This is a genomic window from Psychroflexus sp. S27 (assembly GCF_002810405.1).
Classification (GTDB): Bacteria; Bacteroidota; Bacteroidia; order Flavobacteriales; family Flavobacteriaceae; genus Psychroflexus; species Psychroflexus halocasei_A.
The window spans coordinates 265,552-289,847 of record NZ_NEXQ01000024.1 but is presented as its reverse complement, the minus strand read 5'-3'; the positions used below and the strand labels follow the sequence as shown (position 1 = coordinate 289,847).

Annotated in this window: 17 protein-coding genes; 9 read left to right on the top strand and 8 right to left on the bottom strand. The window is 34.0% G+C overall.

The genetic code is table 11. The features are described from left to right. Positions 1–40: 40 nt before the first annotated feature. From CAP47_RS09085 to murI, 8 genes are all read left to right on the top strand, one after another. Positions 41–688, top strand: coding sequence for a hypothetical protein (locus CAP47_RS09085; RefSeq protein ID WP_100776334.1), 648 nt, complete (start codon positions 41–43; stop codon positions 686–688). A 13-nt stretch (positions 689–701) separates the two neighbouring features. Then, positions 702–1,583 (top strand): NAD kinase, encoded by an 882-nt coding sequence (locus CAP47_RS09080; protein WP_192869985.1) that lies wholly within the window; start codon positions 702–704, stop codon positions 1,581–1,583. 105 nt (positions 1,584–1,688) lie between these two features. Then, positions 1,689–2,402 (top strand): DUF6089 family protein, encoded by a 714-nt coding sequence (locus tag CAP47_RS09075; protein ID WP_238141018.1) that lies wholly within the window; start codon positions 1,689–1,691, stop codon positions 2,400–2,402. Next, a complete protein-coding gene (locus CAP47_RS09070) occupies positions 2,402–3,139 on the top strand; it encodes an isoprenyl transferase (RefSeq protein WP_100776331.1) in 738 nt (245 codons plus the stop codon). Before CAP47_RS09075 ends, CAP47_RS09070 begins: the two co-directional genes overlap by 1 nt. Before the next feature lie 58 nt (positions 3,140–3,197). Beyond that, entirely contained in the window at positions 3,198–5,726 is a 2,529-nt protein-coding gene (gene bamA / locus CAP47_RS09065) for an outer membrane protein assembly factor BamA (protein WP_410523965.1), read from the top strand. A gap of 6 nt (positions 5,727–5,732) precedes the next feature. Beyond that, positions 5,733–6,551, top strand: coding sequence for an OmpH family outer membrane protein (locus CAP47_RS09060; protein ID WP_100776329.1), 819 nt, complete (start codon positions 5,733–5,735; stop codon positions 6,549–6,551). Positions 6,552–6,584: 33 nt separating this feature from the next. Continuing rightward, positions 6,585–7,100: an OmpH family outer membrane protein gene (locus tag CAP47_RS09055; RefSeq protein WP_100776328.1), complete on the top strand. Its 516-nt coding sequence runs from the start codon at positions 6,585–6,587 to the stop codon at positions 7,098–7,100. A gap of 82 nt (positions 7,101–7,182) precedes the next feature. Beyond that, the gene (gene murI / locus CAP47_RS09050) at positions 7,183–7,974 is read left to right on the top strand and encodes a glutamate racemase (protein WP_317042706.1); all 792 of its coding nucleotides are present in this window, start codon (positions 7,183–7,185) and stop codon (positions 7,972–7,974) included. A gap of 3 nt (positions 7,975–7,977) precedes the next feature. Here the strand turns inward: murI and CAP47_RS09045 are convergent, their stop codons facing one another. Then, the gene (locus tag CAP47_RS09045; RefSeq protein ID WP_100776327.1) at positions 7,978–8,991 is read right to left on the bottom strand and encodes a type IX secretion system membrane protein PorP/SprF; all 1,014 of its coding nucleotides are present in this window, start codon (positions 8,989–8,991) and stop codon (positions 7,978–7,980) included. Between the two features lies 1 nt (position 8,992). Next, positions 8,993–13,327 (bottom strand): choice-of-anchor L domain-containing protein, encoded by a 4,335-nt coding sequence (locus CAP47_RS09040; RefSeq protein WP_192869978.1) that lies wholly within the window; start codon positions 13,325–13,327, stop codon positions 8,993–8,995. 72 nt (positions 13,328–13,399) lie between these two features. Between CAP47_RS09040 and CAP47_RS09035 the strand changes: the two genes are divergently transcribed. Continuing rightward, positions 13,400–14,314 (top strand): NifU family protein, encoded by a 915-nt coding sequence (locus CAP47_RS09035; RefSeq protein WP_100776325.1) that lies wholly within the window; start codon positions 13,400–13,402, stop codon positions 14,312–14,314. An 87-nt stretch (positions 14,315–14,401) separates the two neighbouring features. On the opposite strand, the gene CAP47_RS09030 is transcribed toward CAP47_RS09035, so the two are convergent. The 6 genes from CAP47_RS09030 to CAP47_RS09005 form a co-directional block, all read right to left on the bottom strand. Further along, on the bottom strand, positions 14,402–15,205 hold the full coding sequence (locus CAP47_RS09030; RefSeq protein WP_100776324.1) for a short-chain dehydrogenase: 804 nt from the start codon (positions 15,203–15,205) through the stop codon (positions 14,402–14,404). Continuing rightward, positions 15,202–17,502 (bottom strand): M20/M25/M40 family metallo-hydrolase, encoded by a 2,301-nt coding sequence (locus CAP47_RS09025; protein ID WP_100776323.1) that lies wholly within the window; start codon positions 17,500–17,502, stop codon positions 15,202–15,204. Before CAP47_RS09025 ends, CAP47_RS09030 begins: the two co-directional genes overlap by 4 nt. 1 nt (position 17,503) lies before the next feature. Then, positions 17,504–17,854 (bottom strand): hypothetical protein, encoded by a 351-nt coding sequence (locus tag CAP47_RS09020; protein WP_100776322.1) that lies wholly within the window; start codon positions 17,852–17,854, stop codon positions 17,504–17,506. Between the two features lie 105 nt (positions 17,855–17,959). After that, positions 17,960–19,846: an OmpA family protein gene (locus CAP47_RS09015; protein WP_100776544.1), complete on the bottom strand. Its 1,887-nt coding sequence runs from the start codon at positions 19,844–19,846 to the stop codon at positions 17,960–17,962. A gap of 19 nt (positions 19,847–19,865) precedes the next feature. Next, a complete protein-coding gene (locus CAP47_RS09010) occupies positions 19,866–20,768 on the bottom strand; it encodes a type IX secretion system membrane protein PorP/SprF (RefSeq protein WP_100776321.1) in 903 nt (300 codons plus the stop codon). A gap of 77 nt (positions 20,769–20,845) precedes the next feature. Next, positions 20,846–24,190 (bottom strand): gliding motility-associated C-terminal domain-containing protein, encoded by a 3,345-nt coding sequence (locus CAP47_RS09005; protein ID WP_100776320.1) that lies wholly within the window; start codon positions 24,188–24,190, stop codon positions 20,846–20,848. Between the last annotated feature and the right edge of the window lie 106 nt (positions 24,191–24,296).

The window sequence follows — 24,296 nt, the reverse complement described above, 5'->3', positions numbered from 1 at the left end:
ATAGGAGAATAGATTTTGTGTATTTTGCACTAAAAAAGCGATGAACTGGTTAAGTCTTGTCAATCCTGACGCTGATGTTTATAATTTTGATGCAAATTTTGAAAGTGAAATCTTCAAATCTGATGCGTCTCATTTTATCATAACTGAAAAGGATCAGTTTAAAGGATGTTTATCTCGAGAGGCATTAGATTTATCCCAAAAAGATATTTCACCGAAAGATTTTACAAACGAATTTGAAATATTTTTCGGCCAAAGCCATCAAAATATTTTGGATATTTTCTCCCTTTTCGCCAATCATCAAACGAACAGACTTCCTATACTCGGCGATCATCATACATTCATGGGTGTCTTACACCTGAACGATATTTTTGAGATTATAAGTGAAACAAATTTTATTTCTAATAAAGCTGATACAATTATCATCCGAAAAAGTTCAATAGATTTTGCATATTCGGAATTGTTTCATTTATTGGAAAGTATGAATGCTAAAATTCTCGGTAGCTTTATCAGTGACCACAATTCAGATTTTGTTGAAGTTTTTATCAAAATTAAACATCAAGGTCTTAATGAAATTTTACAAAGCTTGAGACGCTTTAAATACAATATTGTGAGTCAACATCACGAAGATCAACATGAGATTAAGCTTAAGGAACATTCTGCTTATTTAGATAAATATTTAAACATTTAAAAAAGTTATGCCTATGAAAGTTGGGATTTTCGGACAATCATATTATCCGCAAACGCAAAAGTATCTTCAGCAGCTTTTAGGTGTTTTAAAAAAACATCAAATTGACATTCGTTTTGAGAAGAAATATCTTGAAATGATTATTGCCAATGAGTTTATTGATCCAAGCTCAGATTACGATTCTTTTGAATCACTCGACAAAACTTATGATTTACTCTTCAGTATTGGGGGCGATGGTACAATCCTTTCTGCTGCAAGTTTGGTTAAAGATTTAGAGATTCCGATTATCGGTATTAACACGGGTCGATTAGGTTTCTTGGCAACCATACATGACAACGAAATTGAGTCTCGTATTGAGGAAGTGCTCAACGGCAATTATTCAATTTCCAAGAGAAGCTTAATGAAAGTCGAAGCTTCTGAAAACAACGAAAAACTCGGGCCTTTTAATTATGCACTCAACGATCTTGCTATCAATAGAAAAGACACAACTTCAATGATTACGATTGAAGTTTGGCTTAACGACGAATATTTGAATGCTTACTGGGCAGATGGATTAATCATCTCAACACCCACAGGATCAACAGGTTACTCCTTAAGTTGCGGTGGCCCGATTATTACACCAAAAACAAATAGTTTTGTGATTTCTCCAATTGCGCCTCATAATTTAAATGCACGACCACTTATTATTCCTGATGACACGGAAGTCAAATTAAGAATTTCGAGTCGAGAAGATAGCTTTTTAGCATCAATTGATGCGAGAACAATTGCAATGCCAAATAATTGTGAAATCTATATCAAAAAAGCAGATTTTAAAATAGGTTTGGCAACTCAAAAAGAAGACAGCTTCTTAACAACACTTAGGAAAAAGTTGCTCTGGGGAGAAGATAAACGTAATTAAAAAGCAATAAAAAGTTATAATTTCTGTTTTAACTACAAATTTTTGAAATTTGCTGAAAGGCAGGACATTATTTTTATATTTGCAAACTTTTAAAAACAATTGCTTTTGAGATTATTAATCCTCATGCTTTTTATCATTACCTCAGCGGTGACTAAGGCTCAAACTTATGAAGCAGGCTTAGTTTTAGGAGGTACCAATTTTGTTGGCGACGTTGGCTCTTCATCCTTTACAAATCCTAGTGATTATGCTAAGAAGGATAAATTTAGCTATGGAGCCATCTTTAAATGGAACCGAAGCCCTCGACATGCATTTAGGTTTAGTATTATTCAGCATCGGACTTTCGGGTATGATAATCTTTCAGAATCTATTGGAAGAAAAAAGAGAGGATATGAGTTTAAGAATAGCCTGACTGAATTTGCAGTTGGACTCGAGTTTAATTTTTGGGAATGGAATTTACATGATTTTAAACGTCCACAATTTGTTCCATATGTTTCAACAGGTCTAAATTTTTTCATCGCTGACCATTTAGGTCCAAATGAACCTGAAAAAGAATTGGTCAAGATTGATGAAAACTATAATTTCGCCATTCCTTTAATTTTTGGAATTAAGGGAGCGGTATCTGAACGTTTTGTTATCGCATTAGAGTTTGGTGCGCGTTACGCATTTACCGATAATTTAGACGGTAGTAATCCGCAAGAAGCTATAGAAATAGATGAAATGGTCACATTTGGAAATCAAAACATGAATGATTGGTATATCTTTGGAGGTGTCACTCTAACTTATACTTTTGGCCGAAAGCCTTGTTATTGTAAATTTTAATGGAATACAAATCTCATATAAATAAAGAAAGTTTACCGCAACACATTGCCATCATTATGGATGGTAACGGTCGTTGGGCTAAAAAACAAGGTTTATTGAGATCTGTAGGACATGAAAAAGGCACAAAATCAGTTCGTGAAGTTGTTGAAGGTTGCGCAGAAGTTGGTGTTAAAAACTTAACGCTTTACGCATTTTCAACTGAAAATTGGAACAGACCAAAATTAGAAGTCAAAACATTGATGCGTCTTTTGGTTTCTTCACTCAAAAAAGAAATTAAAACATTACAAGACAACGATATTAGCCTAAATGCTGTCGGCTGTTTGAGTAATTTACCTTCTAAAGCCAAAAAAGAGTTAGAAGAAGTTATTGATAAAACTGCTCACAATAAACATATGACATTGACTCTTGCACTGAGCTACGGTTCACGAGAAGAACTTGTTAGTGCAGTCAAAAACATTTCGGAAAAAGTAAAAAACAATCAATTAGACATATCAGAAATTTCAGAAGAAACAATCAACACGCATCTTTACACAAAGAATTTGCCTGATGTTGATTTGATGATTCGTACAAGCGGTGAACAACGCATCAGTAATTTCTTGTTATGGCAAATGGCTTACGCAGAATTTTATTTTACACCAGTTCTGTGGCCAGATTTTAGTAAAGAAGATTTATTTGAAGCTATATTTAAATATCAAAAAAGAGAAAGAAGATTTGGAAAAACTAGTGAACAACTATAAGACCTTGAGATTAAACTACACCTTAATCTTAGGCTTATTTCTTACCATTTTCGGCATCATGCCAAAAAGCAGTCAAGCTCAAGACTTACCAATTTCTAATGCTAAGAAATATGAACTTGCCGAGATTAAAGTCACTGGCTCAACTAGCTATAACGAAAACACTGTTATTGCATTTACAGGTTTAAAAGTTGGGGATGAACTTTACATTCCTGGTGATAAGTTGAGTAAGGTTTTAAAGAAACTATGGGATTTAGGTCTTTTTAGCGATATTAATTTCTATATCACTAAAATTGAAGACGGTAAAGCTCACTTAGAACTCGAAATTGTTGAAGTTCCTAAACTTGAAAATGTTAAAGTTAGGGGTATCAAGGAACGTAAACGTAAGGATATTATCAAAGATTTTGATGTTGAGAAAGGAACAAAACTGACTGACAACTTTAAAATTAAGCTCAAAAATAATATTGAGAAAAAATACCAAGAAAAAGGTTTCCTTAATGCGAATGCAGATATTATTACTTCAGAAGCAAGTGACAGCCTAAGTCAAGAAAATAAAGTCAATTTATTAATCAATATTGACAAAGGTGAAAAGGTCAAAGTTGCTGAGTTCAACTTTTCTGGTAATGAAAAATTTAGCGGTAGAAAGCTAAGAGGTATTGCGACAACAAAACAAAAGAACTTTTTCAGATTTTGGAAACGCTCTAAATTTTTGGAGGACGAATACAAAACAAGTAAGGAAGACATCATTAAATTCTATAAAGAAAAAGGTTACCGTGATGCCAGAGTCGTTTCTGACACCATGTATAGTAAAGATAGAACTGACGATGTGATTGTCAATGTTGATTTAAAAGAAGGTGACAGATATTATTTTGGTAAAATTAAATTTTTAGGAAACAGTATTTACACTGATCAACAGCTCAATCAAATCTTAGGTATTAGAGAAGGTGACCCATACAACGGTACAATTTTACAGAATAAAATTGCGAATAAAGAAAAGCCTGATGCGCAAGACATTACTAACCTTTACCAAAATAACGGATACTTATTTTCAACTATTACACCCGTAGAAACGAAAATCTATAACGATACAATTGATTTTGAGATCAGGATCAATGAAGGTAAATTAGCTTATTTCAATAATATTTCTGTTGTTGGTAATAACAGAACGAATGATCATGTTATCTACAGAAATTTAAGAACGCGTCCAGGGCAAGTTTACAGTAAACAAGATGTTGTCAACACTGTACGTGAACTTGGACAGTTAGGATTCTTCAACCCAGAAAATTTAAATCCTGAATTTCAAAATGTCGATCCTCAATCTGGTACACTGGACTTAGAATACGTTGTTGAAGAACAAGGAAGCAGCCAAATCGAACTTCAAGGAGGTTACGGTGGTGGTGGCTTTATTGGAACATTAGGTTTAAAATTCAACAACTTCTCGATCAGAAATATTTTTAATAAAGATGCTTACAAGCCTATCCCAATGGGTGACGGGCAGTCGCTTTCATTAAGAGCACAAGCAAGTATTTCTTTCCAGAATTATAGCTTATCATTTGTTGAGCCTTGGTTGGGTGGTAAAAGACCCGTACAACTTTCGGTATCCTTATCGCACACAATCCAATATTTATACAATCCGATTACAAGAGACGCTGATAGTGACAGAAGCTTCTCCATTACAGGAATCAATGTTGGTTTTGCAAAGCGTTTGAGAGAACCTGATCAATATTTCACAATTTCTTCAGCGATTGGTTACCAGCATTTCAGCATGAACAATTATAATATTGGCTTGTTTAGATTCCCTGACGGTACATCTGAAAACTTTACAATCACTTTAGGTATCAATAGAGATAATACTTTTAAAAACCCAATTTTCCCACTTGGTGGATCAAAATTTGATTTCTCTGTGAAATTTACTCCACCGTATTCTGCATTTAATAATGTTGATTATTCTGAATTGAAAAAAGAAAGAGCAACAGCAATTGAAAATGGAAATGACAAAAGAGTTTCGCAAATAGATCAAGAAAGATTTAATTGGTTAGAATTTTATAAAGTTAAATTCTCTGCAGATTGGTATAACAAAATTGTTGGAGATTTAGTTTTAAGAACAAAATTTGAGTTTGGTTTCTTAGGAGCTTATAACAACGATAGAGGAATTCCTCCGTTTGAAAGATTCTTCTTGGGTGGTGATGGATTAGCAGGTTACGCACTTGATGGTCGTGAAATTGTCTCTTTAAGAGGTTACCCAAACCAGTCAGTCGTTCCTAAGTCAAGAACTGTCAATGGTGAAGAAACATTTAACGATGGTGCGACTATTTATAATAAATACACAATGGAGCTGAGATATCCAATTACATTAAAACCTACTGCTTCAATTTACGCACTGACATTCTTAGAAGGTGGTGCAACTTATGATAATTTCAAAAACTTCTCTCCATTTGAACTGACGCGTTCAGCTGGGGCAGGATTAAGGATCTTTATGCCAGCATTCGGTTTGCTAGGTATTGACTTTGGCTACGGCTTTGACCCAATTCCAGGTACTTCAGGTGCCAATGGATGGGAAACTCATTTTATTATCGGACAACAATTCTAGATTGGCATGGTTTTTTCTTATATACAAAACAAGTTCTTATATTTATTGCTTTTCACTTTGATTAGCATTGCGGTAACCGCACAACGCGGAAACAAAATTGCTTACGTTGACATGGATTATATCTTAGAGCAAGTTCCAGAGTACAGGCAGTCTCAAGACAATCTTAATCAACGTGTTCAGAAATGGAAAACTGACATTGCAAAAAAGCAACAAAAAATCGATCAGTTAAAAGAAGAATTAAATGCTGAAAGACCTTTGTTGACACCTCAACTCATTGAGGAATTAGAAGATGAAATTAGTTTTCTTGAAGATGAACTTTTAGCATACAGAAATGATAAGTTTGGGGTTGAAGGAAAGTATATTACTCAAAAGAGACAATTAATTCAACCTATACAAGATCAAGTTTTCAACGCAATACAAGATATTGGTGATAGCAGAAACTATGATTTTATCTTTGAGAATTCAGCCGATGCTCTTATGCTGTTCTCTGCAAAGAGACATGATTTAAGCGATGTTGTTTTAAAAATGATACAGATCAATTCACGTGGAAATAAAGATACTGAGGAAGTTTTAGAAGAAATAGATCAGTACAAATCTGTTGAAAAAGCAGAGGAAGACGAAAAGAAGAATGCAGAAAGAGAAGCCGCTAAAGAAAAGAAAAAGCAAGAGAGAGAAGACATCATGAGTGAGCGCCAAAGAAAAGTAGACTCACTTCGTGCTGACAGAGAAAGAAAATTTGAAGAAAGAAGACAAAAGATTTTAAAGCAAAGAGCTGAAAGGCAACGTCAGAGAGACTCAATTAAAAAAGCAAGAGAAAACGATTAATACTAAATAAACAATAATTTAAAAACTAAAAAAATGAAGAAGATCAAATCAATATTAATTGCATTGACATTAACCTTAAGTTTAGGTTTCGCCGCAACTACACAAGCACAATCTAAAGTTGCACACATCAATGCTCAAGAATTTATTGAAAACTTACCAAGCTACAACAATGCAATGTCTCAATTAGAGAAATTAGAGCAAAGTTACCGTAGTGATATTGATGCAACACTTAAAGAAGCTCAGAAAAAGAATCAACAATACCAATCTGAAGCTGAAACAGTGACACGTGAGGAAAATGAAAAAAGAGCGATGGAATTGCAAGAAATGGAGCAATCAATCCGTGAATACCAACAAACTGCTAGTCAAGAGATTCAGAAGAAAAGAGAGGAACTTTTAAGACCTGTTCTTGAAAAAGCAAGAGAAGTAATCCAGCAAGTTGCTCGTAAAAAAGGTTATGATTATGTTTTTGACTCTTCAACTGGAGCTGGGGTTTTAATGGCAGACGGTTACAATTTAATGGACGATGCTAAAGCAGCAATCGGAGAGTAATCAAATTTTACATATAATCTTATTATAAAAAATGACCAATAATCTTGGTCATTTTTTATTTTTATACGAAACTTAAACAATTGTGTCAATAAAAGATTTTCCCATTGGTGTATTTGATTCTGGTGTTGGTGGCACATCAATCTTAAAAGAATTGATGAAAGCTTTACCTCATGAACGCTTTATTTATTTAGCAGATAGTAAAAATGCGCCTTATGGTACAAAGCCTGTTGATGAAATCATCGAGCTCAGTCAAAAAAACACAACACATCTAATTTCTAAAAAAGTAAAGCTTATTGTGGTCGCTTGCAATACAGCAACGACTAACGCAATTTCTATACTACGAGAAAATCATCAACTTCCTTTTATAGGTATTGAACCGGCCATTAAACCTGCAGCTCTTCAAACAAAATCTAATAGCATTGGTATTTTAGCAACAAAGGGAACATTGAGCAGCGCTTTGTTTGAAAAGGCTTCAGAACTCTTTAAAAAAGATATTAACATCACTGAAGTTGAAGGAAAAGAAATTGTTGAAGCTGTCGAAAATGGAAAGACAGAGAATAAAGATTTTCAAGAAAACTTAAAGAATCAAGTCGAAGTATTTAAAGAAAATGCAATTGATTGTCTAGTTTTAGGTTGCACTCATTATCCTTACATTAAAAAAGATTTAAAAAATTTATTACCTGGTATTAAAATCATAGATTCAGGTTATGCTGTTGCTAAACAGACAAAGAAAATTCTGATTGAAAATAAAATTCTTCAAGATAAGCCTAAAAAACAAATTGTTGACATTTATACAAATGCCAACAATTTAAAAGTTATTGATCAGATTTTTAAAAACCAGACTAAAGTCAATTGTCAATTTTTAGATTTCTAATTCTTATTTCAAGAATGGACAGTTACATTTGTAACGTCTTTTATTCTCTCCAAAGTTGATACCCAAAGTGATTTGATGAAATCCAGAATTTGAAAGAACAACTGAATTCGCTTGATATGTGTACATATAAGCAAACATAAAACGATCATAAGTTACACCAACAAATGGAGATAAATTTTGGTAATTATCTGCGGTTTCAACCTCGCCAGAGGCGTTATTAAACTCGGCTGCATCTATTGCTCTTCTGTATGATAATCCACCCCAGAAGTTGCCAAAAGGCGTCATATAATAGGCTTTGAAGTTAACATCTATGTTAGATTCAGCAGTTTCATCTTTGTAATGGTACATCAAAGAAGGCTCAAATGACCATTTTGATAAATCCCTATTAAATGTGTAACCAAAAGAAGCCAAATATTGTCTTTGATTATCAGTTTCGTAAACATCAGTAAATATCTTTCTTTCTTGTGGCATAATATTTTTAACAGTTGCATGTAGGAAAAATTCACCATATAAATATGAAATGCCAAAATCAAGATTAAAATAAGCATCTGTTTGCTCAACGCCTGTAATAATAGGATCAGGATTTTCAATATTGCTCAAATCTGATTCATCTAATTTTTCCTGTGAAAAACCAAGATTCATTCCAAAGGATAAAATATTAGCTTTTTCGTTAACGTTAGAAAAAGGTATGTGGTAAGCAAATGTTGCCAATGCACCTTGTTGAGAAAAACGCCCGTTTGAATCTTTAAACAAAATTCCGCCTACACCTACATTCTCCCCTATTCGTCCATTAATACTTGCAGTGTATAATGCTGGTGCGTCATCAACGTCAAACCATTGTTGCCGACCTGTTAATCTAATTTTGTTTTCTGAAGAAGCACCTGCCATTGAAGGATGAATCAAATAATAGTTATCAGTTAAATAATCCTTATAAATCGGTAGTCCGCGTTCTTGTGCTGTAAGTGAAATTGTAAAAAGTATTAATAATAATACAAAGGGGTTTTTATGTATTGTCATCTTATCGTTTTAATGTAAAGTGAGATTTAAATGTTTTAGTTTGTTCTGTTCGCGGTTCAATATAAGTAATTGTAAACCAATAATCATTAGACGGAAGCAATTCTCCTTGATAACGACCATCCCAACCTGTGTCAGATGATGTCATTGTATAAATATGTTTACCGTAGCGGTCATAAATTATAATTTCAGCATCTGGTTGATCAAAGTTTGTGATATTCCAAGTATCGTTATAGCCATCTTCATTAGGTGTAAAAAATTCTGGGAAATCAATCAAGGTGATTGTTTTCTTTTCAAGGCCACAACCAAATTTATCTCTAGCTGTCACAGTGTGTTCACCTCCGACAACATTATTAAAAATAATTTCAGTTTGTCCTTCTTCAAGATCAAACCAATCACCGTAATCTAATCTAAATTCATAATCGCCCAAACCTATATCAGTTATTATAACGCCAATAGCATGCTCATTATTTTGGAAGGCATCTGTTAAAATATTGAGTTCAAAGTCTATTTGTCCACTTTCTAGAATAGTTGCTGTTGAAGTATTTTCACAAGCAATGCCTGATAATGCATTTGAAACAATTACAGTGTACTCTCCAGGTGTCTCTGCTGTAATATTAGACGAAGTTTCACCTGGAATTAATTGCCCATCTAAAAGCCATTCAAAGTCAAAATCAACTTCTGACATGCCTGTTTCTATTACTGGCGGTGATGTTTCAGTTATGACTAAATCGCCATTTTCATCGATACAAACTGATTTACCATCACTATCAGAAATATCTACTAAAGGGATTACGTTATCAAGCGCAAAGCTTGTCATTTCAGAACGACAACTAGATGCCGTATTGATGACAGCTGCAAAAACTTCTGTTTGAGAAGCGTTTAAAGTATACGCATCTGGATTTTGAATAGGATTTTCATTATTAAAATCTGCAGCAGTTGCATAGTAGGCAACTACATCGCCTGTTCCATCAGCATTGATAAATGCATCCTGAACAGTTAAATCAACTTGAGAATTAGCATCATTTTCAAAGTCTATACAAACTTCTAAAGTTGGTGCAACAGAAACTGTTGGCTGAGGCGTAATCAATAACTCAAAGCTTGACGTGGCTGTACAAGTTGTATTGTTTGAATTTAATATTTCAATTGTTATAGATTCCTCAACATTAATATCATAATCTTCTGGCGTATTAATCAAATCTCCAGCTTGATTGTAATAATTGACCTGATGTGAATCTAAACTTTGGTTATTTCCTAAAGAGATATCTTGAGCGGATGTCAAATCATAATTTGCAACTCCAGAAACAGGGTCTATACATGATTCTAAAGCATGAACTGCAGCAACTTCAACATCATGAATAATAATCTGAAAACTACCTATTGAGTAACAGCTTGCTAAATCTGAATTTTCAATTCTTATAAAAATATCTTGAGTTGCATTAATTGGTGAATAAGCTGTGACATCCTCTCCTGCAGAAGTTAAACTATTATTACCAGCAGCTGCATCAGCTTCAGTTAAATAATATGAAACTTGATAATTTCCTGTTTGTGAACCAACAACTTCAGATTCATTTTGAGTTAAATCAAATGTTTGTGTTAAGCTAAAATCTCCACACTCTTCAAGATCAATTGTATTTTCTACAAGAGGTGTTTCAAAAGCTTCTATAAGGAATGAAGAAGTTTCAAAACAGCTTGTATTTTCATCATTAACAACATTCACATAAATTGTTTTCTGACCTAAATCTGAAATTGTGTAAGCTTGAATATCGTTAATTGCTGATTCGGCATTATTAATTAAAGCTGCATCTTCTGATGAGTAATAATACACGCTATAATCATTTGCGTCTTGCCCATCTAAAGCAGGATTTGTTTTTACTGATAAATCAAAAACTGTTGTTCCTGTGTTTGGATCTTGACATTCTTCAATAACATCTGTCGTTGTTAAATCGCCAATTCTGACATTGTCAACTTTTAGGATAAAACTTCCGGTATCAAAACAACCGACTGTACTTGGATCTAAAACGCTTACAAAAATTTCTGTATCTTCTGTAGCTTCATAGTTTTCAACATCATTATTCGTAGGGTTACCCGAAATTGGGCTTGTCCCAGCTTCAGCATCATCTTGAGTTAAAAAGTATTTAAATACAAGATTATTAGGGTTTTGTCCATTCAGATTTTCAGGAATTTCAATATTAGTCAAATCAAAATATACTGGTACTGAATAGTCATTACATTGTCGTAAATTGGTTAATTCATCAGAGATTTCAAGATCTTGGTAAGTAATTTGAAACTCAGCAATCTCAATACAACCCGTTAACTGATTTAAAACAAAACCTTCTGCACGCGCAAAAATCGGCATTGTTGTCCCTTGAAAAGTGAAGTTATCTGGGTTTGTAATTGGGTTTGTATTATTTTCTGCATCTTCTAAAGTTGTAAAGTACTTAATTTGAAAGTCGCTTAAATCATCTCCCGGATCAATCATATTCGGACTATTGATCGTCAAATCAAAAGGGTTACCCTCACATTGTGTTAAATCAATTGGAGCTGGTTCAGGAATTGGTGTTGGGTAAAACTCAACAAGTATCTCAGCAGTTAATTCACAATTACCCAAATCATAACTAACACCATAGAGGCCTGGATCTGAAACATCAAGAGTAAAGCCTGACTCTCCTGCTATTAGTTCATCATCTTTAAACCATTTAATTTCAACATCATCAGGCAAATCTATTGTTGATGAAACGTCTAAAGTAATTGTTTCACCTTCACAAGCCGCTTCTTCACTTCCCAAAAGAATATCATCACCTAAATCTAAAGTTCCAAAATCAAAAGTTCCGGCTGATAAAAAGATCGCTGAATCAAAGTTATTATCACCTCGATCTGCAATAACCATCTTGATATGGTATTCAGTTTCTGGGACTAAATCAGCTTCAGCTGTCATCACAACTGTGTAACCTCTATAAGCGATTGGATCAGCAACTCCATCACCACCTGATCCGTAATAAGCATCAAAATATTCAACATTTTGGGAGTTACAACTTCCGTTATGTGCTTGATCTCTAATTGTTGTCACCGATATCGGATCATTTGTTCCTGGAACGATAGCTATGTTTTGTGTTTCTCCAGTATCTAGATTTGTTAATAAGAAAGCAAAAGAATCAGAATAATCACATTGATAAAATCCATATTCTTCAGAAGCAAAAACAAAATCAAAATTTAGAGTTGTTGAAGCTGCTACAAAATCAAACTCTAAGATAGAGGCATCTTTGGATGTTAAATCTGGAATTACATTTTCTAAATCTGAATCACCTGCCCAAGAACCATCGCTTAAAGTACCGTTGTGTGGACCTGGGGAGTTAGCTGCAACACCTGTTGTAATCACAATACCTTCATCAATACCAAAACCAGAATTATTTCTATTAAAATAACCTATGCTCGCAGCGCTAGTGTTTCCTGAAAAAGTAATATTATCAAGGTTTGCACAATCATTATCAACCAAAATATCTCTGACAAGAGCACTAGTTGAGTCAATCGTTACTTCACGGCCAGTATTTGGTGTGACAACATCAAACTGAGTTGATGCGGAATAATTATTATAAGGAAAACCTGCTTCAACAGAAATATAACGTGCTTCAGTGGTGACGTTTATTGTAAAAGGTGTTCCGGCACAACCAAATTCGTCTTCAACAGCTAAAGTCACTGTAAAAGTCCCTATAGAATTAAACCCGTGTGAAACGTTTGCTCCTTCTTGATTAGGAGTTCCATCTCCAAAATCCCAAGTATAAGTTAAGTTATCATATATACCTGATGAAGGTGTGACATCAGCAAAAAAATCAAGTTGTTCGCCAACAGCAACGCTTCCCGTGTTATCAAATCCTGTATTGATTCCCATATTGTATGACTGACAAGGTTCACGTGTAGAGATATCAGCAATCCAACCTGTATAAATAGGATTAGCATCAATTGAAGAGAACTCAAAAGTCAAGCATCCAGTTGGATTAGCATCACTCGCTGTCATTGACACCAATTCTTCATTTACTCCTTCTAAATTAATTCCGTTGTAAACACCAATTAAAGGAGAAGTATTTGTGTCACCATCATAAATTTTAAGAGATGCCGCTCCAATTAAAAACTCTTGAAATTTCGCAACGATTAGTGTCCCGTTTGTTTCAGGACAAATTGTGTGCACAGATGTAACAGCCTCTATACCGCTATCAGGCCCTCCTGAATCATAAAAAGTTCCTGTATCTGTAAACGTCGTCTCACTATCAGTCATGATTATTTCCTGAGAAAATACTGACAATGAAGTCAAAATTAAAAAAGTAAAGAGTAAATTTTTCATCATTAAACTAATTGTTTAATCGCAGGTCATGAGTCAATATTTTTGTAATTTTGTAACTAAAATGTTATAAATATGCAATCATTTTCAGTTGATGCCAAACCTACAAATAAACCTACAATTTTCAAATTCGAAGTTAACGTTTTTTTAACCAAAAACAATTCCTTTGAATTTAAAAATATAGAAGAAGCTCAAATTTCTCCATTAGCGACTAAACTTTTCTATCTTCCATTTGTTAAAACAGTATTCATTTCTCAAAACTATATTGGCGTAGAGAAGTACAATATTGCTGAATGGGATGATGTTTCTGGAGACGTTTCTGAGCTGATAAAAGAGTTTTTAGAGTCAGGTCAAGAAGTCGTAAAAGAAGTAGAAAACGACAAGAAAAAAGTGCCTGTTACAGTTTATGCAGAAAGCACACCTAATCCTGCTGTGATGAAATTTGTGGCTAATAAAAAGTTGGTCATCGAAATGGCAGAATTCAAAAACATAGACGAAACGGAGAATGCGCCTATGATTGAAAAGCTCTTTCATTTCCCTTTTGTTAAGGAGGTTTTTGTTGACTCCAATTATATCTCAATTCAAAAATACGATATGGCTGAATGGGATGATGTGACTTTGGAATTACGTGAATTTATCAGAACTTATATTGAAGACGGAGGTGATATCGTCAGAACTGGTGCTGTTTCACCAAAATCTGATTCAGAAAAAAGCAGCTCTGCACCAAAAATTGATGTCAGTCAACTCGATGATATCTCCAAGAAAATTGTTGAAATCTTAGATGAATACATCAAGCCTGCAGTGGCGAGTGATGGTGGTAATATTGCTTTTAAAACCTACGATGAAAACTCAAAACAAGTTGAAGTCATTTTACAAGGCGCTTGTAGCGGTTGCCCTTCATCAACCATTACTTTAAAAAACGGTATTGAGACTATGCTTAAAGAAATGTTGGGTGACTCGGTGAGCGAGGTTGTTGCGCATAACGGCTAAAATTACTTTTACTCATCATTTAAACTAAAAACGACCTAAAGTTGATAAGAACTTTAGGTCGTTTTATATCATAGAAGCACCAAACGCTTATTTCATTTCAATATTCAGCTGATTTAAGGTGTGTGTTGATAAAATTCGCTTCCCCTTTTGTTTTTTTTGATGATCAAATTCTAGCTTTTCTAAAGAAAAATCTTGAGCCGCTTTTTGGTAAAATTCTTTTCTGGATATTTCTTCGGGATGAACAGCATGAAAAACATAATTTTCAAGTTTATCAAAATTATTGATTAACTCTTGGCAAATCAAAATTGCATCTTTTTGATAAGTCATATTAACTGGCGCATCAGGATTTGCAATATCTTTTCGACCAGATAAATATTTAACAGGGTGACGATCATGACCAATTAATCCACCGCATCTTAATACTTTAAGTCGCTTTCCTAAATTTTCGAGTAGTAAATTTTCCGCTTTTAAAAGTGGATTATCTTTTCTTTCATAATCTGAAAACAAATAAGCTTCATCATAAGTTTTAAACCCTTCAGTATCTTTAAACACAGAAGTTGAACTGATATAAATGATTTTCTGAATTTTTTTATACTGATTTAATTTATTAATAAGAAGATTCATTTCTTCTAAAAATAAATCTGATGATCTCGACCTGATTCGTGGTGGAAAATCAATAATGAGTGCATCTAGATTTTCCAAAAAGGAACCTATATCACCTTTGATTAATTTTGGAGTGATTTCTATCTGAAAAGCTTTAATACCTTCATTCTCAAGAAGACTTAATTTTTCTTGTTGCGTGGTTGTTCCCGAAACCTTATTCTTTTCGTTTTTTAAATGTGTCGTTAGTGGCAAGCCTAGCCAGCCGCACCCTAAAACTCCAATTTTCATTGTATTTTTATTTTTTGCGTTGTCATGATTGCGTCATTGATCACAAAAGGTTTTGGCATCATCCAATTCGACCTTTTCGATACTTTAAGCTGCGCGTTATCAAGCAAATCATAATTAATTTGACGAATATATAAATCTGGATGCAAATTCTCTTTTAAACTAAAGTTAAGTTCCAAAGCTTCATTTTGCACAACGTAATAATCGATTACAGTCGATTTATTTCTATTATAAAAAGGATGAATAAAAGCAGAATCCTTTTGAGAAATTGTCTCACCATTAACAGAGAAATTTTCAAAATTCACACTCTTATTCATTGAAACAATAAGACGTTTAGTGTTTTCTGAAGGTTTTATTTTTAGCTGATAACTTAGAATACCATTTTCATTTTTCAATTTTTCAATTGATGTTTTTGCTGAAGGAAAATCTAAAAACTCAGCTTTAGCAGTGTGCGTAAATTGAGAGTTATATTTGCTTTGAATTAAAGGATTTTTCACAGCATTCAAATCATCCTTAAAACAAGGAGATGTCCATTCGTCTAAAACGTCATCATAAGTATGCCAATAAGCTTTTTGTTCATCTAAATCGGCGTGATAAATCAGCGAATTAGGTTTCGGTTGACTTTCTGTGAAACTGGAATTGAAATGTGCTTTTACTAGAAAGAAAAACCCTCCTATCAAGAACACAACAGAAAGTATCTTTTTAAAATTATAAGAATGAAGAATTGGATAGATTAATATGAAAATTAAGATGATAAAAAAGCCGCTTAACATCAACATTTCTAAGCCTAAACCGACAGGAAAAAATAAAACATATTGAGATAATATGGAGATAACAGGAATGGCTAATAAATTTTTTAAAACGCCTTTTAATTTAAACCTCATCATATCAACGAGTAATATGAGCTGTGAAATGAGCAGTGGGATAATGAAAAAGGTGGCACCTTTTAAATAAATATTGATAAAAAAAATCAGCATCAACCATAAGAATAGTCCAGACAAAGTCACTTCATTGACAATGCTTCGTCTTGAAAATCTATAAAAAACAAATAATAAAATTGCAATTGTCAGTAAACTAAAGCCAAAAATATAATCATGTCCGTTGTATGTAAAACCATGTAAAATCTCAGAATATGAAGGATATAAATTTAAAATGAGCTGCCATAAACCATATAGCAACACACTCACACCAAATAATAAAAACAGCCAAATAAGAATATGCTTGATGAACCGTCGCCATCTTAGATTTTCAGTTTTGTGACTCTGATAAATAAGAAACACATAAAGCAAAATTGCAAAAGCTAACAAAGGCCACGCCCAAAAATAATCGAAATGGATAATACCTATGAAAGGTAAACTGAAATAAGCGTGATCATCTTCAACTAAAAGTTCAATAAGATCTGAATCTCCAAACTGATTAACACTTGCTTGTAAGTACTGAAATTGATGCAAAAGACTTTCATCATCCAAGTTTTCAGGTTTATCTAAAGCCGAATGATAATCAAAATGATCATCGATAAAAGCAAAAAAGAAACTTGGAATATCAGCTTCTTCTCTAAAAACCGTTGCATCAGTATCATTGGGTAAGAGTTTATAAACGCTATACATCAATGAATTCGTGAGCGGTTGATTCATTTTAATTTTAGAAAAATCCTTGATGAGATTTGCATTACCATGATTGGTTTCTAGAATCATATTACTTGGCCCTCCACTTCCTCTGGCTTCAAAATTGAGAACCAAACCAATATCTTTAGCTAAGGGGTGTTTTTCAACAAAAAGTTGAGCGCCATTTAAACCCAATTCTTCAGCATCGGAAAACAAAACAATGATGTCGTTTTTAAAAGTCTGTTTATTCTCTTTAATAATTCTCAGTAATTCTAAAATAACGGCGACTCCTGAAGCATCATCACTTGCACCATACGATGAATGTGGCGCAGAATCGTAATGTGTTAAAATAAGAAGAGATTTCTGAGATTGACCTGTCCCAGGAATATGCGCAACAATATTTTCAGGAATTGTGAAAACAGCATCTTTATTTAAACTCATCCCTTGCTGTGTATGGGCAGAAATGCCTAAATCGAATAATTCATTTAAAATATAATTCCTGACTTTCGAATGCTCATCAGAGCCAACAAAATGTGGTTTATTGGCAATTTCTTTGACATGACTTTTTGCTTCTTTAATAGAAAAAAGCTCTGTATTTTGAGAATTATATTCAGGCTGAGGCGACAGCAAATCAAAACTTAGCCAAACAATAAAGACAAGAAAAATAAAAGATAGGAGATGAAAAAAAGTACGCATCTTAGTCCCTTTTAACTAATGACAAGTAATCATTATTGATAGGTAAATAACCTTGATCGTAAACAAAGTAATAGATATGTCCTTTTTTGGTTTGATAAGTACTTGTAAATAACGTAAAATCAAAGCCATCTCTTAATAATTTAGATTTTGGAACACTTATTTTTTTATCAGGATTATACTTTTGAAGGATTCTGTAATTTTTGCGCAGCTGATTGTTTGTATTCCTGATCAAGTTTGTGCTATCTCGGTTATGCCTGTTATTAAAAGCATTTCTGCAATAATCAGAACAGAAGCGTTTATCACTTCGACCAGATATCGACTCTTCACATTCTTGACAGCTGCGTTTTGACATAAGTATATTGATGATTAAATATTAATAAATATAATACATTTAAAACAAAAGCCCCAATCTTTATGATAAGACTGAGGCTTTGCTATAACTTAAATTTAATCGTGTTTATTCGATAATCTCAAACTCTGAACGTCTGTTTTTTCTGTGATCATCTTCAGTACAGTTACTTCCGCAATCAACTAAAAATTCTTCTTCACCCATACCTTCACCTTCTAAACGTGAAGCATCAATTCCTTTTGAGACAAGGTATTCAATTGTGCTTTTCGCACGTTCTTCTGATAAAGTTTTGTTGTAAGATGCAGGACCTCTGCGGTCAGTGTGACTTGTTATTTTGATACGAATATCTTCATGTTTTTTCATCACTTTAGCAACATTATCTAATTCTAAAGCTGCTTCTGGACGAATTTTAGCACTATCAAATTCAAAGAAAGTATTCTCTAAAGAAATTGAACGTTCTTTGATAATTTCTTCAACTGGTGTCAACATAATTTCAACCATCATTTGCTCTCCTTCAGCTGAAATACGTTGAGATGAACTTTCAAAATCTTCTTTGTTCACCTGAATATCATAATCCATGCTAGACAATACAATTGTGTTTGCCTCACCTGCTAAATCAGTCTTTAATGCGTCTATTTCGCTTTCATCTTCATCATAGATAATAACTTCAGCTTTGACAACTGGCTCATTTGTATCTTCATTAAGTACAGTGACAATAACTTCTGTTTGGTCTAATGGCTCTATTAATTCAGCAACATAAATGTTATCATTTAATGGATCATTTCCTCTATTAGAAGCAAAGTAACCTGACTTCATTGAAGATTTAAAAGTAAATGCAAAATCATCAGCTGAAGAATTAATTGGCTTACCAATGTTACGTGGTTCATCTATTTGTCCATTTTTGATTGTTGTATAAAACACATCAAGACCACCAATTCCTAAATGTCCATCACTTGAGAAATAAAGTTTGTCATCAGCATCAACAAATGGGAAGCTTTCACGACCTGGCGTGTTGATTTTGTCTCCCAAATTTTTAGGCTCACCAAATTTTCCTTTTCCTTTAACTTCTACCTTATAAAGATCTGATTGACCTTGACCACCTGGACGATCACTTGAAAAGTAAAGCGTTTTGTTATCTGGGCTTAAAGCTGGATGACCTGTTGAATATTCAGAACTGTTGAACGGTAAAGGCTTGACATCAACCCACTCGTTATTTCTTTTGGTTGCCATAAAAAGCTTCAGTTGGTTTATACCTTCTTCATCTTTTTCATAATCACCATCAACATAATCATTACGTGTGAAATAAATTGTTTTACCATCGCTTGTAATTGCAATTGTTCCTTCATGAAATTTAGAATTCACATCACCTTCAACACCTGCTTCATCTTTAAAAGTTCCGCCAACATTTTGCGCAACAAAAACATCAAGTGTTGGTTGATCATTCCAACCATAAGTTCTTCTTGATTTATTTCTAGCAGAAACAAAGTAAAGTTTACCGTCATGCTCATAAGCACCAAAATCAGAAACGTTTGAACTTAAATCAGATTTACCAACTTCGAACTTTGGTTCCATAAACAATAATTTAGAAACATAATCTGGATTCTGTTTAAATGCCTTAGCTCTGTCATCTTGAGGATCCATTTGAGCAAATTTCTGCATTGCAGATTTAAACTCGTCTAATTTTTCATTAGCCAAAAGTGTTTGTGCATAAGCTAAATGATCTTTTGCTGAAGCATTTTTGTCCATTCTTAAATAACGCTTGTAATAAGTTTCAGCTTTTTTAGTTTTATAAATTTTATAGTTTGAGATTGCTAATTGCTTATAGACGTAAGCATCAGCTTTTCCTTTCTTGATGAGCTTTTCGTAATCCTTTATCGCATCAACAAACTCAAGTCTATCAAAGTGTTTATCACCTTTTTTGGTGTTTTTGTTTTGAGCATGTAAAGCTGTTGTACAGACAACAAAACTCAATAAAAATATATATAATGTTTTCATAGTTGTAATATCTTGTGTTTTAGAAGTATCGAGGTGAAATGAATGTTTTCTTCTTAAAGAAAATATCGAAAATAACAAAGGCTTCATAAGAAGGCTCGTTCAAGTCATTGGTTGATGAGTCGTAAGCGAAGCCAAGTTGTAACCAATCTGTTGCTTTCACACTCATTAAACCACTAACGGCATCTTCATATCTGTAAGAAGCGCCAATCTCAAATCTATCATAAAACAAGAAGTTAGCATTGACATCAAAAGAGACAAATGAACTAAATTCAGATTTCACCAATGTTGAGGGCTTGAATTTAATGTTATCATTCAAATCAAAAACATAACCAGCCGTTAAGAAGTAATGCTGCTCTTGTGTTCCAAATCCACGTCCATTTTTATCTAAATAAGTTTCAGATAAAAAGTTTGGAACTGATAAACCTACGTAATACTTATCTGAGTATAAGAAAAGGCCTGCTCCTAAGTTTGCAAATGATTCTGAAACATTAGGTTCAAAGGCTGCATCGTTTTGTTGAGCTAAATCAATAAAACCAATATCTTGAAATGTCGCACCTGCTTTCAATCCAAAAGCAAGTTTGTGATTTGCATTTAAATCAATTGTATAAGAAATGTCTGCATAAACATTTGTTTCTTCTACAGGTCCAATTTGATCTTGCACGCCTGATATTCCTAATCCTAAACCATTACCGACAGGTGAGTGAGCTGCGAAAGTAAAAGTTTGTGGTGCGCCATCAATACCAGACCACTGATCTCTGTAAAGCATTCCTATTGATAGACTCTCTTTTGAACCCGCATAAGCTGGGTTCAACACATTCATGTTATACATGTATTGTGTGTACTGAGGGTCTTGTTGCGCATTTGATTGCTTACTAAACAGCATTGTTACGAGTATGGCTGTTAGTATATAAAATTTTTTCATGTGTATCTAAATTTAATTTTATGAGTAAGTTTTTAAAAAAGTTCCCGCTAAGAAATCAACGGGAACTTGATTATAATTTATTTACGCTTGATGTAAATCCAACCTTTCTTTTCATTTCCGAAAATAGGATCTTCTTTCTTAAGTTTAATAACGTAGAAGTAAGTTCCTCCAACAAGTTTATCTCCGTCATCATTTTGACCGTTAAACTCATCGACGTAATCGTTAAGTGAAAATACAGAGCGCCCATTTCTATCAAAAACCTCAAGGCTAGCGATACCTGCTCTATCATTCAAGAATGCTAAGTCTAGCTTATCATTCTCTCCTGGCGTTTCATCTGGCGATAAACCTTGTGTAATTTTACATCCCGCATTCTCATAAGGTGAAATTTCAACATTTGTTGACACAGTGTTACTTGTCGCTGTACATGTTTGGATACTTATTTCTACAGAGTATTCATCACTAAAAGCACCATCATTATCGTAAGTTACAGTAATTGTAGAAGAAGTTTCCCCACTCATTTCCATTCCATTTTGGAACCATTTAAAAGTCACATCAGAGGCATCAGCATTCATTAACTCAGCTGTTAAAGTTGTTTCATAAGTTGGAATATCTGGATTTCCACTATTATCCTCACAGTAATTTAATGTCGTGTTTAAATCTAATGAAGAAGTCACTTCAACACCTAAATCATCTCTTTCTTGAATTGTTACGATTCCTTCAAAACTACAACCCGTTCCGTTTGGTGTAACAATTACTTTATACTCTCCATAATCAGAAGGAGATAATGTTGCTGATGTTTCAGCACTCATTAAAGTCCCGTCTAAATACCACTCATAAGTCACTTCTGCATCTGTATAATTACTTGGTGTAGCATCAATCATTTCTGAAGCGATATCACAAGAAACAATATTTGTTTCACCTAAATCTATAACTGGTGATTCATTAAAAATATACTCAACATTTTCTGTCACTGAACATCCGTCTATTGTCACTTCAACGTCGTAAACACCTGAAATTGAAACATCAATTGATTCGGTTGTCTCTCCGGTTGACCATAAGTAAGTTGCGTTTGCAGCATCACCATCTGTAATGTTAGCAGTTATTGTTTGCGTATCAGCATCACAGAACACTTCATCTTGACCGATATCAACGATAAAGTCACCTCCTTGAACTGGAAACTCAATAAGTGTTTCACAAATATGTGGATCACTTGTAGGAGAGGTATTTATTGTTTCAATTAAAACTGAATAATTTCCACTTTCATTAATATCTAATGTTGATGATGTTCCATCTGCAATATCATTTCCGTCAAGTAACCACTGGTAATTAATGTCACTGTATTCAGCTGCATTTCCTAAACCAGCATCTAAGGTTAATAACTCTCCATTACATAAACTCATATCTGTCGGAACCGTTACATCTGGTTCTGGCTGGAATTCGACTGTGAATATTTCAACCTCTTGAACAAAATTAGAGTCGAAACTGTTTAATTTATAGTCTCCTGACTCAGTCGTTTCATAAGTTCCCTCGTACTCACCAGGTATTAAATCCCATTCATCAGTTTGTTCGTTATATTTAAACCATTGGAATCCATCTTGAACATTAATAAACTCTGATGTTAATGTCACTGTTTCTCCAGGACAGCCTTTCACTGTACTGTTGAAGACTAAATCACAGTTTGTTGATCCTGCGTCTGCTTCACCAAAGTTTGTCTGACCAAAACTGATATAACCTGGAGCCTGATTATAGTTTGTAATTAAAACCAAGTAATATTCTCCTTCTTGCGCATTATTAATCGTAAAATCTTCAACTGGAGCTGGTAAGTAACTACAATCAACCTCAACCGAGCTATCTAATGCTGCGCCACACTGTCCTTCAGGATCTTCAAATGGTCCGTAAGCTATAAAGTCAACATCAAGACCATCACCAATTGGGTTACCATCTTCATCAAAAGCTGTATTTTGTGTAATATTAAATGAGATATTACCTGATTCTTGAACTTGTACAAAATACCAAGCTGGGTTAGGCTCAGACCCCAAACAACCATAGTCAGGTCCATCTTCAGCAACAGTTTCATTTAAGTAGAAATATCCGTTAGGAAAAACTAAAGGTTCAGCATTCCCATCATTATCATAAGGTGCGCAGAAAGGCGCTGCATCAGCACAAGATTCGTTGTCTTCACCGAATTGTGGTGTCGTTAAACATAAGTCAAAATCTGTGTTAGAAGCCGAATCTGAAAAAGCACGAATGTAATACGTATTTCCAATAACTAAATCTGTCATAACGACTGCATCACTATCTCCTCCATTGTTAAATTCTTGGCTACAAAACAATTCCTGAGCTGTTTGACCATCATAAACTGCCTGTGATGGAGCATTGAATCCGGCGTAATTTAAAAGAGTAGAAATATGTTTGTCCGATGTTGCTGTAAACTGAAACCAAACCTCTTGAACAGCTGGTCCTCCACATGATACATCAAAACTTGATGCATTTGTGCCACTCAAAGTTGAAGAAACTAAATCAACACAAAAATTACCTTCGTTAGGTGTAACTTCAGTAGCTACATCAAAAGGATCATCTTCAGTTGTAAACATCACTTCATCACAACTAACTGCATCACCAACTGAGTTGTATGCAGTAACAGTCACATAATAATCAGTTGAAAACTCAAATGAGTTTGGTGGCGTATAATTTAAACTTGGCCCTACATCTACGTTATCAGCAAAATCAGTTCCTCCTGAAGTCGTACCAATACTAATTTTGTAACCAGCAGGTAAACCATCTGGCTCTGACCATGTTAGTCCAGTTGTAACACTTACATCAGTTTCGCCGTTATTAATATTATTAAGTTGTGTACAATCAGGTGCATCATTTAATACCTGAGATCCACTAACATTGTCTATGTAAAATCTAAAGTTGTCAGCATTTTTGGTAATAAGCCAACGCATTTTAAAATCAGAACCCGCAGGTAAGTCTGCAGCAGGAATCGTAAATTCTGGCGCAGCAGCACAAGCGTCAGACACTGTGTGGTTTGAATCATCTATTGTTCCGAATGTCGTCCATGTTCCGCCATTGTCCAATGAATATTGAACCTCAGCTGTTCCCCATCCTGCAGGAAAGGCAGACTCGTCTTGAGAGTCTATAATTTTGTAATCAAAGTTAAGTGCAAAATCAGTTCCGTTTGACTGACCAACAATGTTTTTTGATGTCAATTCTGCATTGGTAATAAAGAAACCAGTAAGTGTAACCCTGGCACTTTGCCCTTCACAGGAAGCGACATCATCAATCATAAAGTTTCCCATTCCAGTGTTAGCTTGCCAACCTGAAGGTAAACCTAAATTAAAGTTCTCGAAAACCCCTATTTGACTATAGCCTACATAGGGTAAACAAAAAAGTAATGTTATAAGTAAAATTTTTTTCATGAGGTGATCATTTATTTTGTCCGTGAATATATAAAAAATGTTAGAAGTAAGTTAATATTTAGTTTCAAAAGTTTAGAAATCAAAAAATATTAACAAAAACGACCTA

Excerpts from the sequence above, each read along its gene's own strand:
- CAP47_RS09010 (WP_100776321.1), bottom strand. The coding sequence starts at position 20,768 with ATGAAAAAATTTTATATACTAACAGCCATACTCGTAACAATGCTGTTT.
- bamA (WP_410523965.1), top strand. The coding sequence starts at position 3,198 with ATGCCAAAAAGCAGTCAAGCTCAAGACTTACCAATTTCTAATGCTAAG.
- CAP47_RS09025 (WP_100776323.1), bottom strand. The coding sequence starts at position 17,502 with ATGCGTACTTTTTTTCATCTCCTATCTTTTATTTTTCTTGTCTTTATT.
- CAP47_RS09070 (WP_100776331.1), top strand. The coding sequence starts at position 2,402 with ATGGAATACAAATCTCATATAAATAAAGAAAGTTTACCGCAACACATT.
- CAP47_RS09060 (WP_100776329.1), top strand. The coding sequence starts at position 5,733 with ATGGTTTTTTCTTATATACAAAACAAGTTCTTATATTTATTGCTTTTC.
- CAP47_RS09005 (WP_100776320.1), bottom strand. The coding sequence starts at position 24,190 with ATGAAAAAAATTTTACTTATAACATTACTTTTTTGTTTACCCTATGTA.
- CAP47_RS09045 (WP_100776327.1), bottom strand. The coding sequence starts at position 8,991 with ATGACAATACATAAAAACCCCTTTGTATTATTATTAATACTTTTTACA.
- CAP47_RS09080 (WP_192869985.1), top strand. The coding sequence starts at position 702 with ATGAAAGTTGGGATTTTCGGACAATCATATTATCCGCAAACGCAAAAG.
- CAP47_RS09085 (WP_100776334.1), top strand. The coding sequence starts at position 41 with ATGAACTGGTTAAGTCTTGTCAATCCTGACGCTGATGTTTATAATTTT.
- CAP47_RS09015 (WP_100776544.1), bottom strand. The coding sequence starts at position 19,846 with ATGAAAACATTATATATATTTTTATTGAGTTTTGTTGTCTGTACAACA.
- CAP47_RS09035 (WP_100776325.1), top strand. The coding sequence starts at position 13,400 with ATGCAATCATTTTCAGTTGATGCCAAACCTACAAATAAACCTACAATT.
- CAP47_RS09020 (WP_100776322.1), bottom strand. The coding sequence starts at position 17,854 with ATGTCAAAACGCAGCTGTCAAGAATGTGAAGAGTCGATATCTGGTCGA.
- CAP47_RS09055 (WP_100776328.1), top strand. The coding sequence starts at position 6,585 with ATGAAGAAGATCAAATCAATATTAATTGCATTGACATTAACCTTAAGT.
- CAP47_RS09030 (WP_100776324.1), bottom strand. The coding sequence starts at position 15,205 with ATGAAAATTGGAGTTTTAGGGTGCGGCTGGCTAGGCTTGCCACTAACG.
- CAP47_RS09040 (WP_192869978.1), bottom strand. The coding sequence starts at position 13,327 with ATGAAAAATTTACTCTTTACTTTTTTAATTTTGACTTCATTGTCAGTA.